The 18,568-nt window shown below is 51.0% G+C and carries 12 protein-coding genes; 5 read left to right on the forward strand and 7 right to left on the reverse strand.

Annotated elements, in window-relative coordinates; all coding sequences use genetic code 11:
• The first annotated feature begins 135 nt into the window (after positions 1–135).
• On the forward strand, positions 136–8,718 hold the full coding sequence (locus tag OGV80_RS12370) for a glycoside hydrolase family 94 protein (RefSeq protein WP_286515034.1): 8,583 nt from the start codon (positions 136–138) through the stop codon (positions 8,716–8,718).
• Between the two features lie 19 nt (positions 8,719–8,737).
• Here the strand turns inward: OGV80_RS12370 and OGV80_RS12375 are convergent, their stop codons facing one another.
• Positions 8,738–8,971 (reverse strand): YnaE/YdfK family cold shock protein, encoded by a 234-nt coding sequence (locus tag OGV80_RS12375; RefSeq protein ID WP_080625052.1) that lies wholly within the window; start codon positions 8,969–8,971, stop codon positions 8,738–8,740.
• 153 nt (positions 8,972–9,124) lie between these two features.
• Between OGV80_RS12375 and OGV80_RS24415 the strand changes: the two genes are divergently transcribed.
• Positions 9,125–9,301, forward strand: coding sequence for a YnfU family zinc-binding protein (locus OGV80_RS24415; RefSeq protein ID WP_353654549.1), 177 nt, complete (start codon positions 9,125–9,127; stop codon positions 9,299–9,301).
• 79 nt (positions 9,302–9,380) lie between these two features.
• Positions 9,381–9,653, forward strand: a complete 273-nt coding sequence (locus OGV80_RS12380; RefSeq protein ID WP_172313143.1) for a hypothetical protein — start codon at positions 9,381–9,383, stop codon at positions 9,651–9,653.
• A 181-nt stretch (positions 9,654–9,834) separates the two neighbouring features.
• Here OGV80_RS12380 and OGV80_RS12385 read toward each other — a convergent pair whose 3' ends face one another.
• Positions 9,835–9,942, reverse strand: a complete 108-nt coding sequence (locus OGV80_RS12385) for a DinI-like family protein (protein WP_080626304.1) — start codon at positions 9,940–9,942, stop codon at positions 9,835–9,837.
• Positions 9,943–10,440: 498 nt separating this feature from the next.
• On the opposite strand from OGV80_RS12385, the gene OGV80_RS12390 reads away from it, so the two are divergent.
• Both OGV80_RS12390 and pphA read left to right on the forward strand, forming a co-directional pair.
• Entirely contained in the window at positions 10,441–11,697 is a 1,257-nt protein-coding gene (locus tag OGV80_RS12390) for a hypothetical protein (RefSeq protein ID WP_047410548.1), read from the forward strand.
• A 101-nt stretch (positions 11,698–11,798) separates the two neighbouring features.
• On the forward strand, positions 11,799–12,440 hold the full coding sequence (gene pphA, locus OGV80_RS12395) for a protein-serine/threonine phosphatase (protein ID WP_087052611.1): 642 nt from the start codon (positions 11,799–11,801) through the stop codon (positions 12,438–12,440).
• On the opposite strand, the gene OGV80_RS12400 is transcribed toward pphA, so the two are convergent.
• The 5 genes from OGV80_RS12400 to yebS form a co-directional block, all read right to left on the reverse strand.
• On the reverse strand, positions 12,441–12,632 hold the full coding sequence (locus tag OGV80_RS12400; RefSeq protein ID WP_016152779.1) for a YdfD/YebW family protein: 192 nt from the start codon (positions 12,630–12,632) through the stop codon (positions 12,441–12,443). It abuts the gene before it with no gap.
• A gap of 102 nt (positions 12,633–12,734) precedes the next feature.
• Complete coding sequence (locus OGV80_RS12405; protein ID WP_029139506.1) at positions 12,735–12,971, reverse strand: YebV family protein; 237 nt, start codon at positions 12,969–12,971, stop codon at positions 12,735–12,737.
• A gap of 100 nt (positions 12,972–13,071) precedes the next feature.
• On the reverse strand, positions 13,072–14,493 hold the full coding sequence (gene rsmF / locus OGV80_RS12410) for a 16S rRNA (cytosine(1407)-C(5))-methyltransferase RsmF (protein ID WP_072033342.1): 1,422 nt from the start codon (positions 14,491–14,493) through the stop codon (positions 13,072–13,074).
• An 82-nt stretch (positions 14,494–14,575) separates the two neighbouring features.
• The gene (locus tag OGV80_RS12415; protein WP_043016681.1) at positions 14,576–17,209 is read right to left on the reverse strand and encodes a PqiB family protein; all 2,634 of its coding nucleotides are present in this window, start codon (positions 17,207–17,209) and stop codon (positions 14,576–14,578) included.
• Entirely contained in the window at positions 17,178–18,461 is a 1,284-nt protein-coding gene (gene yebS, locus OGV80_RS12420) for a membrane integrity lipid transport subunit YebS (protein ID WP_286515038.1), read from the reverse strand. Before yebS ends, OGV80_RS12415 begins: the two co-directional genes overlap by 32 nt.
• Positions 18,462–18,568: the final 107 nt, after the last annotated feature.

Below are 18,568 nucleotides of genomic sequence, written 5' to 3' on the forward strand. Positions count from 1 at the left end.
AAAACTCATATTCTATACTTAAGTCAAATCCCGGCAGCTGTTAAATCCCTGATGCCTTACGCCCATCCTCAGAGAACGTTTCTGAACTGATTTTGCAACTGCTCCTGCATGCTAACTCTGCATCAGAGCAATGCTATGAAAATGAACCCCAGGGCGTGGTTTAACCGCTCCCATATTCCGATGAATGCTACCGAAAGCGTAACGTTTTCGGCGAACGATCCTGCCGGTGAAAGCACTCTGCAGTCAGAACTCTTTTCGACCGCCCAGATGGAACGCTATGGTCAGAAGCTCGCCCGGACCCATAAATTATCGCCGGATAAACATCCTTATTATCTTCTAAAAAGACTCGGCGAGAATGAGGCCATCATCACCCAAAGCTGTTATGAGTTTAACGCGGGTAAAAAGACCAGCATCATGCCTGCCGGGGAGTGGTTGCTGGACAATTATTATCTTATTGAGGAACAAATCCGCACGGTCCGCCAGCACTTGCCGAAAAGCTTTGGTAAAGGTCTTCCGTCGCTGATGTCGCCGCTGAATTGCCCACGAATTTATCATATCGCATCTGAGGCAGTTGCTCACGGTGATGGCCGCTGGGATGCCGCGAGCCTGACCAGCTATCTCACTGCCTATCAACAGGTGACACCGCTGACGCTAGGTGAAGTCTGGGCGCTACCGGGAATGCTGCGCCTGGCGCTGATTGAAAATCTTCGTCGTATCAGCATGGAAGTGATAAATGCGCAGCAGGACAGAAACCTTGCCGATACGTGGATAACCAGGATTTTCGAATGTGCAGAGAATGCCCCTGGCGATTTAATCATGGTGGTTGCCGATATGGCACGCTCCCGACCTACGTTAACCAGTGCGTTTGTCGCAGAGCTGGTGCGGCGCCTGCAGGGGCATGGCAATGCGTTGTCGTTACCTCTGACCTGGGTTGATCAGTGCCTTCGGGAACAGGGGATCACCACCGACGTTCTCATACATAATTTCAATCAACAGCTTGCCGCCAGCCAGCTATCTGTCAGTAACAGCATCGCGGGTCTGCGATTACTGAGTGAAACGGATTGGGCTGATTTCGCCGAAACGATAAGTGTCGTCGAACAGGCATTACGCAATGATCCTGCCGGTATCTATCCCCGGATGCACTTCAATACCCGGGATCATTACCGGCACGTTGTTGAGGTCCTGGCCAGGGACAGTGGTCTCAGCGAGCCTGAAGTTGCTGACAGGGTGCTGACGCTTTCAGGGAACAGTGCTCCCGATACACTGGAACATCATGTTGGTTATTATCTCGCAGGCGAAGGTCGGCAGGCGCTGGAAATTCATCTGTTAGCAGACACCTCAAGGCTCATGCGCTTGCGGCACAGTTTCAACAGAATAACCCTGCTGTCATGGCTTGGAAGCCTGGCGTTGTTGACAATCGCAACGACCGCAACGATTTTGCACGAAACAGCCATGCAGGGCGCAGACTGGCTGTTGATCGCGGTGATATTCCCTCTGATTATCGCTGTAACTCAGTTAATGAGCGATTTACTCAGTGACGCAACCACCCGTTTTCGCGTTCCTCGCCCCTTGCCGCGGATGGATTTCTCAACCGGCATTCCCCCTGACAGCGCCACTCTGTTAGTCATCCCCTGCATGCTGACCAGCCACGAAAGTTTCAGCCAGCTCCTCACCAGTCTTGAAGTCTGCTGGCTGGGGAATGAAAACGAAAATCTCAGGTTTGCGCTGCTCACTGATTTCGCTGATTCTGCAAATGAACCCTCGCCGGAAAGCCAGATGCTGCTCAGACAGGCGATCGCCGATACGCAGGCGCTGAATCGCCGCTATCCCTCCAGCCGCCCACGTTTTTATCTGCTACACCGCCAGCCTGAATGGAACCCCGCGGAAGGAACGTGGATGGGCTATGAACGCAAGCGGGGAAAACTGGCGTTACTGAATAGTTGGTTGCGCCATCCGGGGACACAATTCGTCAGCGTTGCAGACATGCCTGCTAACCTTTTACCGGGCCACATTAAATACGTCATTACCCTGGACAGTGATACGGTGCTGCCGCGCGATACGGCGCACAAACTGGTCGCGACGATGGCGCATCCGCTGAATACGCCAGAGTATGATCCGGTACGCCAGAGGGTTGTCAAAGGATTTGGCATTTTACAACCCGGCCTTGCGGAGGAGATACCACGCAACGGTCAGGGACGTTACGCCGCCATGCGCAGCAGCACACCAGGCAATAATCCCTATTCGATGATGTCTTCGGATATCTATCAGGATCTTTTTGGGGAAGGATCGTTCGTGGGCAAAGGGATTTACGATGTCGACATTTTTATGCAAGCCACTGCCAACACCTGCCCGGAAAACCTGGTTCTCAGCCATGATCTACTCGAAGGATGCTATGCACGTTCGGGTCTGCTGAGTGAGGTGTTACTCTATGAACAGTACCCGAATAATTATCTGTCGGATGTTGCACGCCGTTCACGCTGGATCCGGGGTGACTGGCAACTGCTTAACTGGCTGAAACCACGTGTCAGAAGAGCCGATGGAACCCGGACCAGGAATCCGCTGACCGCGCTTTCTTACTGGAAATTACTCGATAATCTGCGTCGCAGTCTGGTCGCCCCTTCATTACTGGTATTGCTGTTCTTCACCCTGCTAGGGGTACCTAATCCGGTTTACTGGCTGGGCGTACTGTCGCTGATATGGCTGTTGCCAACCATCCTCTGCATCACCTATGACCTGCTGCATAAACCTCTGCGTCGCCGCCTGAAGCCGCATCTGTTACTGGTAGGGGCGGGCGCGCTGAAGCGTTTGTCAGGTATCGGCCTTAATTTTGCGATACTGCCGCACGAAGCCGGATATTCGCTAAAAGCGATCGCCGTGACGTTATGGAGATTGGGGATCAGCAGGCGTCACCTCAGCCAGTGGTTCAGCCACAGCCTGGACAGCAATCAGGCCGGACCCACTGTCGCGCGTTTTTATCAGGCGATGTGGCTGAATGTTGCATGTGGTGTGATGCTGATAATACTGACCGGACAATTTGCTCCACAACTGCTGGGGATTGCGTTGCCGATCGGTTTGTTATGGTGTGTGGCACCGCTGCTGATGAGCTGGCTGAGTCGCCAGCCTGCGCGTAAGGTGTTTTCGCCCAATCCGGAACAAAAACAGCTGTTGCGCCAGACAAGCCGTGAAATCTGGGCGTTTTTTGAAACCTTTGCAACAGAAAAAGAGAACTGGCTTCCGCCTGATAACTACCAGGAAATACCGCAGCCGACGGTGGCCCATCGAACCTCTCCTACCAATATTGGCCTTTCCCTCATGGCTAACCTGACGGCATGGGACTTTGGCTACCTGCCCGGCGGGGAAGTGCTACGGCGCGTGTCGCTCACGCTCGACACAATGGATAAAATGGAGCACTACCGGGGCCATCTCTACAACTGGTATGACACTCGTACGCTGGCCCCCCTCAGCCCACGCTATATCTCAAGCGTCGACAGCGGCAACATGGCAGGGCATTTGTTGACACTGCGTGCAGGGCTGTCCGCCATGCGTCATCAGCCAGTTTTAAACCGCCAACAGATACTGGCAGGACTGAACGATACGCTGGATATTCTGGAAAAACAGTGGGGTCAGAACCCGCCTGACAGCTTGCGGTTGCTGCGAAAACACTGCCTGAGCGCGGTGTCGCTCTCTCCGCAGACATTTTTCAGCGAGCTGAAAAATATGCGCACCCAGTGCAATCACCTGAACACGCTATGCCATCAGGGATCTCCTCTTCAGATGCGTTGGGCAGGACATCTGGAGCATCAACTGGTTCAGGTTTGCCATGAGTGGTCGCTGCTGCTTGGCTGGTTACCCGCATCCTGGAACGAACAGACGCTGCCGACTTTGTGCGAGCTTGCCCGCGCAACATTTACTGGTGCAGGAACCCCCCCGGCGTCAGCGACGGAGCAGGCCCGGATGCGACTCAATATTATCACTGAACTTGAACAACGGTTGGATGAGCATGCCCAGATGGATTTCGCCTTTCTGTACAGCGAAGCAACCAGTCTGCTCAGTGTTGGCTATAACTGTGACACGAATATGTCTGACAAGAGCCACTACGATCTTCTGCCGTCTGAAATCCGCCTGACCAGCTTCCTTGCCATTGCCACTAATCAGCTACCTCTTAAAAGCTGGTACGCGCTGGGGCGACTGTTCACCACCATTGACAATGAAACAGCCCTGATGTCATGGAGCGGGTCAATGTTTGAATACCTGATGCCGAATCTGGTAATGCCCACCTGGCCTGGCAGCCTGCTCGATGAAATGAGTCAGTCGGCGGTTATGCGCCAGATTCATTGGGGGAAAGAACGCGGAGTACCGTGGGGCGTTTCAGAGTCTGGTTATCATGCTTTTGATGTTCAGCATAATTATCAATATCAGGCATTTGGTGTGCCGGGTCTCGGCCTGCGCAGGGGGCTTGCTGATGACATGGTTGTCGCCCCTTACGCCACACTGCTGGCGTTGATGGTTTCCCCACAGAAAGCCTGTGAGAACCTGATAAGGCTGCAAAAAAATGGCGCACTTGGTGAATACGGTTTTTATGAAGCGCTGGACTATACTCCCTCACGCCTCGCAACCGGTCAGCTCTATGCGGTGGTTCAGTCCTGGATGGCGCATCACCAGGGGATGGCGTTTCAGGCGCTGGCTCATGTGCTGCTTGACGCCCCGATGACTGAACGCTTCATGTCCAGTACGGTCTTCCGCTCAGCGAGCCTGCTGTTACAGGAACGCGTGCCGGATGCAGTCGATCTGTACAGTCCGCGCCGTCATTTTGAATCTCATGAGGGCAGGGTCAAACCCGTTCGCTATGAACCCCGTATTTTCTATGGCGTGGACACGCCGGCCCCGGATATTCAACTGCTGTCCAACAACCATTATCATCTGATGTTGACCACGGGCGGCGGCGGCTATAGTCGCTGGAATAATATTGCGCTCACGCGCTGGCGCAGTGATACCACCCGCGATAACTGGGGAGCATTCTGCTATATCCGCGATATACAGACGGGGAATGTGTCGAGCAATACCTGGCAACCGACAGCCCACACCAGCGGGCATGACGAGGAAGTGATATTCACCGATGCGAGTGCTGAATTCAGACGCTCTTTCGATGGGCTCAGCATCAAAACTCAGGTTGTGATCTCCCCAGAGGATGATATTGAGTTGCGACGACTCACACTGATTCATCGTGGTCGCCAGCCTCGCTCTCTGGAACTGACAACCTATGCCGAAGTGGTACTGGCGCCTGAAGCCAGCGATCTGGCACACCCGGCATTTAGCAATTTGTTTATTCAGACGGAACTGGATCCTGAGCGTGACGCTATTCTTTGCCACCGGCGCCCGCGTTCTCCGGGTGAAGAGAGTCCCTGCCTGTTTCACATGATGGTGGTGCATGGCGATAACCGTCATAACGTTTCGTTTGAAACAGACAGGGCAAAATTTCTTGGTCGTGGCAGAAACCCTGCGGATGCCCAGGCAATAAAGGCAGGCGGAGCGCTCAGCAACACGTCGGGGTCAGTGCTGGATCCGATCCTGGCAATACGCCACGCCATCACTCTGCAGCCGGGGCAGCCGGTCACGATTGATATCATTTATGGCATCAGCGAGACCCGCCAGCAGAGCCTGGCATTGCTGGAAAAATACCGCGATTACCCTATCGCTGATCGCGTATTTGAACTGGCCTGGTCTCACAGTCTGGTGGTGTTACGCCAGATGAACGCCAGTGAAGATGATGCCACTTTGTTTAATCGTCTTGCCAGCGCGGTGCTTTACCCTGTCCAGGAGCTGCGCGCCGAAGGCCAGGCGATCAGCCGCAACCGGCGTGGTCAGTCCGGTCTGTGGGGCTGGGCAATTTCAGGTGATTTGCCGATAGTGCTGATCAGTATTACCAGCGAGGAAAGTATTGCTTCAGTGACCACACTGATTCAGGCACACCGTTACTGGAGACAGAAAGGACTGGATGTTGATTTGGTTATCCTGAATAACAGTCCCGGCGGCTACCAGCAGGGCTTACAAAATCAGATTATGGACTTAGTTTATGCCGGGTCTGAAGCCAGTCTGCTGGACAAAACGGGCGGTATTTTTGTTCGTAATGGCGAGCATCTCTCTGCTGAGGATAAGTTGCTTTTAATGAGCGTGGCCTGTCTTTATCTTGATGACCGCACAGGTAGTATCAATGAGCAGCTTAATCAGCGTACTCACACCCTTAAACCTCAGGCCAGAGCACTCATTCCACGGGCTGTACGCGAGCGTAATCAACATACGGACTGGAGTCCCGATATCAGTCAGTTATGCCATTTCAATGGGTACGGTGGATTTTCTCAGGATGGTCGGGAATATCAGATTGTTCTGCGGGAAGATGCGCAGACACCGGCGCCCTGGTCAAACGTACTGGCAAATGCCCGTTTTGGCACTGTGATTTCAGAGGCGGGACAGGCCTACTCCTGGTATGAGAATGCACATGAATATCGGTTGACACCGTGGGAGAACGATCCTGTGAGCGATCGCAGCGGCGAGGCGTTTTATCTGCGCGATGAAGAGAGTGGTGAGTGTTGGTCACCGACGGCTTTACCTGTTCGCGGACATGGTGATTACCTGACCCGCCATGGTTTTGGTTACAGCGTGTTTGCCCATCGAGAGAATGGTATAGACAGCGAGCTGACGGTCCTGGTTGCCGAAGAGGCGCCGGTTAAACTGGCGCTCCTGACGCTCAGTAACTCTTCGGGTCGGACACGCAAACTTTCCGTCACCGGCTATGTGGAGTGGACGCTCGGAGGAACACGAACTCGCTCAGCCCATCACATTGTGACACATGCGGCCAGACCACCTGGCGGCTGCGGAGTGCTGGCGAACAACTTTTATGGCGATAACGGTAGCGGTCGTACTGCCTTTTTTGCCGTCAGCGGTATTGACTGTTCGTTGACCGGGGACCGCCGGGAGTTTATCGGTCGTAATGGTTCTCTGCACGCTCCGTCGGTCATGAAGCTACGCAGGCTTTCAGGTAAAACGGGCGCCGGTCTGGATCCCTGCGGGGCAATACAATCGGCGGTAACATTAATTGATGGGGATCAGAGGACGTTTATTTTTATCCTAGGCGCAGAGGAGAATCATATTCGAGCTCAGGAGACGCTTGCCCGTTATATGAATGAGGAGACGGTCCGCGAGGAGCTGAACCGGGTTCACAACCACTGGCACAATGTGCTCGATAAAATTGTGGCTAACACTCCCGACACATCGGTAAATTTACTGGTGAATGGCTGGCTATTGTACCAGACGGTAGCCTGTCGCCTGATGGCTCGCAGCGGTTACTACCAGTCCGGCGGCGCATTTGGTTTTCGCGATCAACTGCAGGATACGCTGGCGCTGAGCCATGCTGATCCGAACCGGATGCGAGAACAGATAATCCTGTGTGCATCACGGCAATTTATTGAGGGTGATGTACAGCACTGGTGGCACCCGCCACACGGCAACGGAGTGCGCACTCGCTGTTCCGATGATTATCTGTGGCTTCCGCTTGCCGTTTGCCACTATGTCGAAACGACGGGGGATATGGATGTACTGGAAACACGTATTCCTTATCTGGAGGGACGTCCGCTTCAGCCTGGTGAAGAGTCTGCCTATGATACGCCGGTGATCAGCGGTACCGAAGAGACACTCTGGTTACACTGCGTCAAAGCCATTAAGTATGGACAACAGTTCGGGGAGCATGGTCTGCCGCTGATGGGGGCTGGTGACTGGAATGACGGCATGAACCGGGTGGGGATTGAAGGCAAAGGTGAAAGCGTCTGGCTGGGCTTCTTCCTGTTCGACATTTTGCAGCAGTTTGCGGCGCTGGCTGATCGCAGGTTGGATGAAAGCGTCGCCTCAATGTGCCGTTCACAGGCTATGCGCCTGCAAAGCAATCTCGAAGCCCACGCCTGGGATGGTGAATGGTACCGGCGTGGATATTTTGACGATGGTACTCCCCTGGGGTCGAAGGCTTCACAGGACTGCCGGATTGATGCGATTGCGCAGAGCTGGTCTGTATTGTCCGGGGCCGCAAGCCCGGGACGGTGCGCAATGGCCATGCAGGCGCTGGATAAGCACCTTGTGGATAACGAGGGGGGACTGATAAAACTATTAACACCTCCTTTCGATGGTCACGGTCCAAATCCTGGTTACATACAGGGTTACCTGCCTGGTGTGAGGGAAAACGGAGGGCAGTATACACATGGCGCTATCTGGGCTGTGATGGCATTTGCCCGAATGGGGAATGCCGAACGCGCTTGGCAACTCTGGTCAATGCTCAACCCGATAAATCATACTCTGAATACAGATTCGGCCGGGATTTATAAAGCTGAACCTTATGTCATGAGTGCTGATGTCTACAGTGTCGCTCCCCATACCGGACGTGCAGGATGGAGCTGGTATACTGGTTCTGCAGGCTGGGCCTGGCGTTTACTTACCGAGGAATTACTGGGGATAAAACGTTCCGGTGCTGACTTTACGGTTCATGCCAGGTTGCCGGATGGGTGGACATCTTTTTCTATGAGCTATCAATATGGCGAAAGCCATTATCAAATTAGTGTCTCACGCGGCGATGCAGAATATCGCGTGACACTGGATGGTGTTCTCCTCCCTGATGACAGAATACCGCTGAAGGATGATGGACAAAACCATATGGTTGAGATCATTCAGAACTGACACTGAGTCCGGAGGCGCATTAACGTCTGCCGTTAATGCGCTGATTATCCCTGAGAACATCAATCGCAGTTTGCATGGCGATTTTGTCATCCCGCCTTTTTTGTTTGTCCTGCATGAACTGAAGGTATTCCAGCAAGGTGCGGGTATTAATCGGTCGGCCCTGTTTACCCACAGCCAGCACGGCTTCGCCAAGAATAATTTTCACTGGCGGTAGTTGTGCCGGATACCAGTCAAGGGTGTCTTCTGATTTCATTATAAATCTCTCACGGAAGGGTAGTGTATCATAAATCAGACGTTCAATTTTCAATATTTGATATCCTGATTCAGACACAACTTAACATAACTTATGCCAGTTATTTTTATATTAAAGCGTATAATAATTACTGTATCCCTCAGAGAATTATTTATGTCTTATACAAAAGGGCTCAGGTATTTTAAAGAAAGACCGGTTCATGTTGCCTGCCCGGTATGCGCACACAAAGCTGATCAGAAAGCAGGTAAACTAAGAAAAGATGCATTTCTTGAGTGCCCTGCCTGCGGACTGTTGTTCAGACCTTCAGAATGCTGGTGTATCGGCGGCTGATCAGCTTCTGCCTTTTAACGTAAGTGATGTCGGGAAATGACAATGTTTATCCTGTTTTGCAGTTGTCGAGGGTATGATAATGAAATCTAAAAAATCTGTTTTTATTGAAGGACATATTCTGTCGAATAGCTGTCACGGGCAGGCCGGTCAACCTTTCTGCATTCACCGGGTCAGGTTTAGTAATGGTAAATATGCGATTATCCGGGTGACATCCGGCATATGTTTCAAACCTGGCGAAATTATTCAACGAAAAGATTGCGAGTGGTTTTATAAACTTACCAAGATTCGCCTTCTTTCTTTTGAGTACCTTGAGGATGATGAATCAAGGAGACAATTTACTGAATATCAATGATAAATCCATGAATTTAATAACAGCCGTTACACGTTTCGGCAGAAACGAATTATGTGTTGAGCTACAGAGTTACATTAATGTGGCCTTTAGAACTAATATGCACAGCTATATTAATACAGATATTAACTCATAGAAAACATGGAATTAATCCGGTTATTCCCTCTGTTGTTGGGCTATCTGGTTAGAGATTTAAGAAATCATTCATCCACATATCAGCCTCTTCAAACATTTCCTGAACACTTCGGCTTATCTGTTCTATTTTATGCTTGCTGGCGTCAACGCATTCAATTTTGGAAGGAAAAACTGTCCGAAACCGGTCCGAATATGTCCGAAATGTTGGCTAACTATATGATTTTTAGTGCCTGAAAACACACCTTTATTTGTGCATTTTTTGTTCTAATGGTTTGTTATTGCATTGAAAATGAAGGATAAAAAATAATTTTGGAAAAAACAGGAATCGTATTCGGTCTCTTTTTATGTGGATTTTTATTTCAATAACTTAGGACATAATGTCTGAAAGTTTCCGAAATTTTTCCGCATATCACTTTTCGGGATTTCTTCGTTATACCATACTGTTTTTAACATTCACACTTCATTTGCACAGAAAAAAATCAGATCGTGATGCCCGTTTTTCCTGAGATCCGGCTGATGTGCCGGCATTTCAGTTGATGCCTGTTCCTCAGAGGCTTGGACACGCCTCTCTCAATAGCGGTATGATTATCCATCAATTGATGAAGTTCTGGTCCCTGATACATGGACTTAGTTTCTCGATAAAGAGACATAAGAAATGGAAAAATTAAAAGAAAGGCTTGTGATGGAGATTGGTAATGCTGATGATCTCTCTGCATCATTAAAACTATATACCAGTTTCTATCCATTAATTCCTGAGTATAAATTTGTCTTTTCATCGCCTAAAGGGCCATATCCGGGTTTTCAAACTAACAAGAAATTCGAGCATGGGGCGTCTATCCGCTCTTTATTCAATGATGAAAATGTTTTCGTGATGGATCCCCAAACCATAGAGGAAATGTTCAGTGAGAAAGGGCACTCTACATTTAAAATAGACTACTCCATATCCCTTGATAGTCAGGCATTAAGCTATCTCAGACCATATATTAATGGCAAAGTTTCTGGTCTGGATGATGATATTGAAGAAATATTTAAATTTATTTCACATAAGAATACGCAAGTAGACTCAGTATTATATGAACTGGAGAATCTTAAAAATCTGGATGAAAAAGATAATCACCATAAAATATTTGACAAGTTGATGGGATACGAATTTATAAAAGATGTTGATCTCGTTAAGTCTGGAAGCAGTGGAATATTGACCTCAAAGATATCTCAAGGTGAGCTTTTTCTCAATACAGACAGACATTTTAGCTCAATGCTCACCAAAAACAGAAACTCTGAGTTCAGGCGTGCGTTAACAGACAGGCACGATAGCGTATACGCTTATGTTCTTATGATGAGTATCATACAAATAAAATCGCCTGCCAGATCGCTTAAGAATAAACTAATCGATCTCTTAAGTTTTGCTCACACCAAAGCTTGCTTTTTGGCGACAAGAGAATTGATCCTGGCGAGTGAGTTTTTTAAGCGAGGGACTGACTTTAGGTTTTTTAACAAAGTACATAAAAAATCGAAAAATCTGTGGCCGGCATTACGGGGTATGGCCTGGGACTTGACTCACTGTAGGTATTTAGAACAGGCGCTCACATTCAATACAGGAAAGGATGAGCGGTATTTTTTTCCTGGAATATTGAGTTGTGACAAAGGCTTTGTTGAGGCGATGGAGCTCACGCCGCTTAAGGCTGTTGCATTTAACACCCAAGGTGGGCCACCGTTACTATTTTATCATGAACATGATGTAATAAAAATTACCGGGAATATCCCTGCGGTTAATGATTTTTATCAGGAGTTGTGTAGTAAACAGAAAAGAGAAGAAAGAGCCTGTGCACGTAATGCACCTGATTATGACCTGCAATTTTTAGTCGCTGAACTGGAAGAAGAACTGGAAGCTGTTGCGATTGTACCTCGTTGACGCGCGGATAGCGTAGGGCCACGACGTCTGGTTCGGTCATTCTGTTTTTTACTGCTAAGGTTTAATTAAGAACAGGGCAATATTTGTGTACAGGAGGTCAAATGGGACTGCCTGACAATGCCTATCAGAGAGTGGAAGCGACGCGCTGGCGTCACGTCTGGGTGGTCGGGGACATCCACGGTTGCTTCTCATTATTGATGGCTAAATTGCGCCACTGTCATTTTGATCCGTGGCAGGACCTGCTGGTTTCAGTGGGAGATGTTATCGATCGCGGGCCTGACAGTTTGCGCTGCCTGAAATTACTGCGTAAAAGCTGGATTGTCGCGGTCAGAGGGAATCATGAACAAATGGGGTTGGATGCGCTGGCAACAGGGGAGCAATCGCTGTGGTATATGAATGGCGGTTCGTGGTTTGCACAGGCGGAGCAGCCAGCGGCAAAATTCGCTCTTGAAGAATGTCAGCAATTACCCTGGATTCTGGAGCTGCGTTGCAGCAATGGCATTCATGTCATTGCCCACGCAGATTACCCTGATGATGATTATCAGTGGCAAAAAGATATCGATTTACAGCGGGTGCTGTGGGATCGCTCAAGGCTAATGAATAAAGGCAACGGCATTCGCGGCGCGGATCACTTTTGGTTTGGTCACACGCCATTGCGCCAACGGTTGGATCACGAGAATCTGCACTATATTGATACCGGAGCGGTATTTGGAGGCGAGTTAACGCTGGTGCAACTGCAATAATCAAAAATCGCTGTACTCCTGGGCCGGACGCCAGAAGCTGTCGATATAGTCATCCGCGGGTAAACATCCGCCGTTACGAATACGCTGATCGTCCATCGATATCAGGCACTGCTGCTCGGTTTTGTAGACATCAACAACGATATCTTCACAACCGCCGCCCAGGTAGCACACAAAAAGAACCAGCGTGAACATTCCATCCTCAAAGGGTAAAGCCATACCTGTAGTGTAGAAGATGTTGATAGATGAGGGAAATTAACCAGGAAATAACCCGTCTGGCGACGGGTTCTTTTTGAATCAGGCAAGGCGCATGATCCAGGCATCTGACTTACGATCGTAGTGCTCGCGAAATAGAACCGAATGTTCTCCGTTAAGAAGGGCCGGGACGCTGGTGTCGGCATCCCAGGCGTCCAGTTGCATACATAAATCCGGATCGGATTTACACGGAATGGTTAACGTTCGATCCCCTGGCGATTCGCCATGTAATTCGGCGTCGTCGATTTCAAAAGCGCCAATGCGCACACTGGTTTTCATCATCGTGCTCTCCGTTTATTTGCTGGTTGTGGTACGACCAGTTAGGGCGTCCATTTTTCAGCGTAGCCAACGTTAGCAAAAGCGCCAGTAAAAACGTGCGTTATCCTGTAAAGAGTTTGCCATCCCGGACAAGATCGCGTGGATAGCTATTCTTTAATCGCGAACCAATACGCTTTGCCAGGCCGAGCGGCTGATGCTGGAACGTAACCAGTACATCATCGGTGGTCGGCGCGGTTTGTGGGTAGATATCCCGGCCACGGTACCACTCTTCGGCTTCGGCAAGGGTCAGTTCAAACGCATGGCTGTGATTTGGGTTGGCAAGAGCAATTACGGCCTCATGCTGCCAGCGGTATCCTTTATTGTGCGTTTCAGCCAGTTTGACACCGAGTCGGGAAAAACGAACTTTGCCAATCAGGGGTTCAATCTCGGTTGGAAACAGCCAAATTTCTTTATCACGCTGCCACAGGCGCAGACTATCTTCCCACTGCAATCCACAGGCGTTAGCAGCCTCAGTGATAAGGGCAGATTCACGTCCTTTTAGCGGAGTGAACGGGAAGTTACCGACTTTGTATTTCGGCGCGGGTAACGCAGGAATGGAGGCCGTTTTGCGCAAACGCGCAACGAAGAAACCTTCACAATCGTAGATCTGCGGGAATACATGCAGGAATCCTTCCGGCGTCAGGGCGCGTTCGGCCTCCGGGAATAAATCGCCCAACGGTAAAAACTCGACGGCATCCGGGTAGGACTCAATCAACCATTGCATGATGTTTTCATTTTCGTCACGATTCAGCGTGCAGGTCGAGTAAACCATCGTGCCACCGGGACGCAGGGCATGAAAGGCGCTGTCGAGCAGTTCGCGCTGGGTCTCGGCGATTTGCAGATTACTTTCTGGCGACCAGTTTTTTAGCGCATCGGGGTCTTTACGCACCACGCCTTCACCGGAACATGGGGCGTCCAGCAAAATGGCATCGAAGGCTTCTGGTAATGCTGCGCCAAATACCCGTCCGTCAAAATGGGTGAGCGCGACATTGGCTATCCCGCAACGGCTGATGTTGGCGTGCAAGACTTTGACACGACTGGCGGAAAACTCATTCGCCAGAATCGTGCCCTGATTATTCATTTTCGCAGCAATTTGTGTGGTTTTGGAGCCGGGGGCAGCCGCAACATCCATTACGCGTTCCGGGGTATTGCCTTCGGCAAACAGCGCGGCGACCGGCAGCATCGAGCTGGCTTCCTGAATATAAAACAGACCGCTCAAATGTTCCGCGGTGCTGCCAAGAGGCACTGACTCCTCATCATCGCGTTCGATCCAGAAGCCTTCTGCACACCAGGGAATTGGAGTGAGTGACCAGTTGTAAGGCGCAGTCAGAGTGAGGAAGTCAACAACGGAGATTTTCAGCGTATTGACGCGGATACTGCGGCGCAGCGGGCGCTGGCAGGCAGCGAGAAAATCATCGAATGAGAGCGTGGAAGGCATTGCTTCACGCATTTGCGTCAGAAAGGCGTCGGGAAAATAAGCCACTTGGTACCACCGGCAAAAAAACAGGTGCGCAGTGTAGCATAACTGCTCCGGCGTACGTACTCGCGCCGGAGCAGTGGATACATTAACGTGGCAGGGCGGTGCCCCATTCACGCCACTCTTTTGGTTCGCTTTCGAGTAGCAGGAAGTGTTTACCGGCCTGCGCTTTCGGGGCCAGTGGCGTACCCGGCGGCGTAGCGAAGGCGATACCACCGCGGATGAACTGATTGAAGGTACCGGTCTTCACAACGCCGCCAGTCAAACCAAAGTCGAGATTGTATCCGGATGCCAGCCAGAACACGGAGTTGTTGCGCACCAGATGCTGATAGCGCTGGCTAATGCGCATGGCAACCATCACGCGGTCAGAAAGCGAGCCCAGCGTCAACCCGGTGACGGTACCCACTTCAATGCCTCTGAACAGGACTGGCGTACCGATATTCAGCGAACCTGCTTCCGGCGCTTCCACCACAATGCTCAAACCATCGAGGTAACGAGAGTCGGTGATAGTGGCTTCCTGCAGCTCAAAATCACGGCGCGGGTTACCGCGTCCTGGTTCAACGTTAATATACGGCTGTAAGATCGTATCCAGATGCTCTACGCCTGCCGCCGAAATTTGCGGTGTGATCACGGAGAAACGGGTACCGCTTCGGGCAAAGTTTTGCACGTATTCCGGATACAGAACCGCTTTTGCCTGAACTTCGTTACGGGCGGTGATCAGCTCAAGCGTCTGGATCTGGCCGATATCGATTCCCAGGTAGCGAATTGGCATGCCGGCAGCGAGTTTACCAGCGTCGAACGCGTGCAGGGTAATCTGGCCGCCCACTGCGCGCGCGGCGGTTTCGGAAGCATACAGAATACGCTTGTCGCCTTTGCGTTGGCTGGCGCTGGCGCCGCTCAGGTTATCGAAGCTAATCGCGCCCTTAAGCGCCCGCGAAAGGGGAGATGCCTGTACGGTCAAACCGCTGCCGTTAAGCTGAACCTTTGCCCCGCCTTCGGCCCAGAATACGCTGTTGCTGGTCAACAGATTGCGATATTCCGGTTTGATATGCAGATCGATATCAAATGCATCGGCGCGTGGACGAACGCTGATCACTTCACCGACTTCGAATTTGCGATAGAGCACCACCGAACCAGCCTGCACATCAGGTAACGTTTCGGCGCTCAGGCTGACCGTGGTGGTCGGCAGATCGCTCAGGCTGTTTTCAATCGCTTTTTCCAGGTTAGCATACAGCGGGTAGCTTTTTTTCATTTCACCTTTGGTACCGGGTAAAATGCGAATGCCGCCGCTGAGCCACTCACTGGCGCTGGCGCCAAGGAATTCAACGCCATCAAGCCCTACTTTGACATCCACACGGCTGTTGACCACGAACTTACTGTCACCTTGCACCAGGGCACGATGCTGTGGTTCAACGGCAACGGTAAATGAGACGCCTTTGCTGGAAAGCGTGCGCTCAATCACCTGACCGACCTGTACGCCGTGGAGAATCAGCGGCTGGCCAGCATCAATACCGTAACTCTCCGGCGCGGTCAGCGTAAACGTCATGACGCCCGGATCGTGCAATAAAGACTTCTCAGCGGGGATCACGGCAAACTGGCTACGCGGCTCTCCCTCGCCGGGTACCAGCTCGAAAGTTTTCCCCGTCAGTAGCGAACTGATATTTGCATCGCTTAACGACAATTTAGGGCTGTGTAATTCAATCCGCGTGTTGTCACGCAGCAGCGTTACGACACTGGGATCAACCGTCATTTCGCCGGTGACTTTACCGCCTGGATTTAAATCCAGTTTGGTCAGTTGACCGACTTCTAATCCTTGATACATCAGCGACGTTGAACCAGCCTTGAGTCCGTCGCCGCTGGGTAAATCAAGTTTGACGATCACCCCGCGCTGGCTATGCGCGAGATCCTGATATAAACCAAACGTGTCATCGGCCACCGCGGGTTTTGAGTCTTCAGGCGAATCAAAAGCAATGGCTCCATTGACCAGCGCCGCCAGACTCTCGAGCTTGATCTTCGCTCCGCTGAGGCTGACATCGGCATTTACGCCGGACACGTTCCAGAAACGGCTGCCTTTTTTCACCAGATTAGTAAAGCGACGTTCGATCAGCACGTCGATGGTTACGCCCTGATGATTTGGGTTGATGGTGTAGTCATACACCCGACCCACCGGAATCTTACGGAAATAAACCAGCGAACCGCTATTGAGCGATCCGAGGTCAGGGGCCCGCAGATGCAGCATCAAATCGCCATTATCCAGGCGATATTTAGGTTGCGTATCGAGGGCGACGAAATGATCTTCCGGCTCGCCGGTTCCGGGCATCATGCCGATATAGTTGCCGCCAACCAACGCATCCAGACCAGAAACCCCGGCCAGTGACGCTTTTGGCGTGACCAGCCAGAACTGGGTATCTTTGCGCAGAGCATCTTTCATGGTCGATTTGATGCTGACGCGGACTTCAATTTTGCGCAGATCTTTGCTGAGGTTGATATCCTGCACCGTGCCCACTTCAACGCCCTGATAACGAACGGGAGTACGGCCCGGAACAATGCCGTCCGCAGACATAAAGTCAATGGTTACGGTATTACCGCGATCTTCATAGCTTCCCCAGATAAGCCATCCTGCAATCATCAGCGCGATGAACGGCAGCAGCCAGAACGGAGAAATACGGCGTTTAGTTTTAATCTGCGCTTCAGTCTGCGAAGCGGGCGTTTCCTGACTCATGTGCATCCCAAAGTAAGCGGCTGTCCAGCCATTCCACAGCAAGAATAGTCAATATTACCGCTGCGCCGAAATAAAACGCAGCCGGTCCCATAGTAAAAGCAAGTATCTGATCGCGATTAATCAGCGACATGGTTAAAGCGATAACAAACAGATCCAGCATCGACCAGCGACCAATCCAGGTCACTATACGCAGCAGTTTGATGCGGGTACGCAATCCTTGCTCACATTTAAAATGGATGCTGATGAGCAACGTAAACATCACAATCACTTTGGTGAATGGCACCAGAATACTGGCGATAAAAACGATCGCCGCCACGGCGATGTTGCTGTTCGCCAGTGACATTATGCCTGACAGGATCGTATCTTCCTGTCGGCCGCCGTTGACATAAATTACCGAGATGGGCAGCAGATTAGCAGGCAAAAGCAGGACTACTGAGGCCAGCAGAGCAGCCCAACACTTTTGGATACTTTGATTTCTGCGCCAGCGCAATGGGATATGGCAGCGAGGGCAGCGACCGCGGGCGTCCGGATAACCTGTAAAATGGCAGCCGAGGCAGACGCGGAGCTTTTCATCGGGCCGACGAGCCGGTCTTTGCGGGTAGAAACGGTCCCAAAGCTGCTCAACGTTAAGATGCGACAGCGTCAAAATGCTCAGGATCACCAGCGCAATAAAAGCAAACAGCCCCACACCAGGTTGCAAAAAAGCATAGTCCTGAACTTTGATTGATGCGACGCCAATACCAACCAGATAGATATCAAGCATCACCCATTCTTTGAGTCTTTCCAGCATCAGCAGCACCGGGCGCAGGTTCATGCCAAGAATATTGCCGAACCATAGATAAGCGATTGAGGTAACCAGAATGATTGGTGCCCCGGCAACGCAAAACAGTACGAAAGATGCGGTGAGTGGGTCACCTTGTCGGGTCATTTGCCAGATACCTTGCAGCACATTGGCGTCAATGCGCACACCTAATAAATAGATGTGCAGGAGTGGTTCTCCCCAGGCAAAGGGCATCAGCAGCAGCATGGTGAAAGCCATTGCCGCCAGCCGTGTTAATGACCAGTCGCGTCCGTCACGAATTTTTGCCTGACAGCGTGGGCAAAATGCACTTTGGTGCGAACGCATTTTAGGCAAGCTAAAGATCAGGTCACATTCAGGGCAGCGATGGTAATGCGCACGAGGAATTGCATCACCAATGGACCTGATGGCTATTTTTTTAGTCGGCGTGATGCGTGGTGTCGTTAAGGCCATGTATCGCGAATCAAATTGTTGAAGTAATGTTATCTTAACTCATGACGGGAATGATCTTGAGCATTAACGCATTTAATGTTTATTTTAGTAGGCTGCAGTTTTAGGTA

Origin of the sequence: Citrobacter sp. Ce119 (assembly GCF_030334525.1) — a bacterium.
Classification (GTDB): domain Bacteria; phylum Pseudomonadota; class Gammaproteobacteria; order Enterobacterales; family Enterobacteriaceae; genus Citrobacter; species Citrobacter europaeus.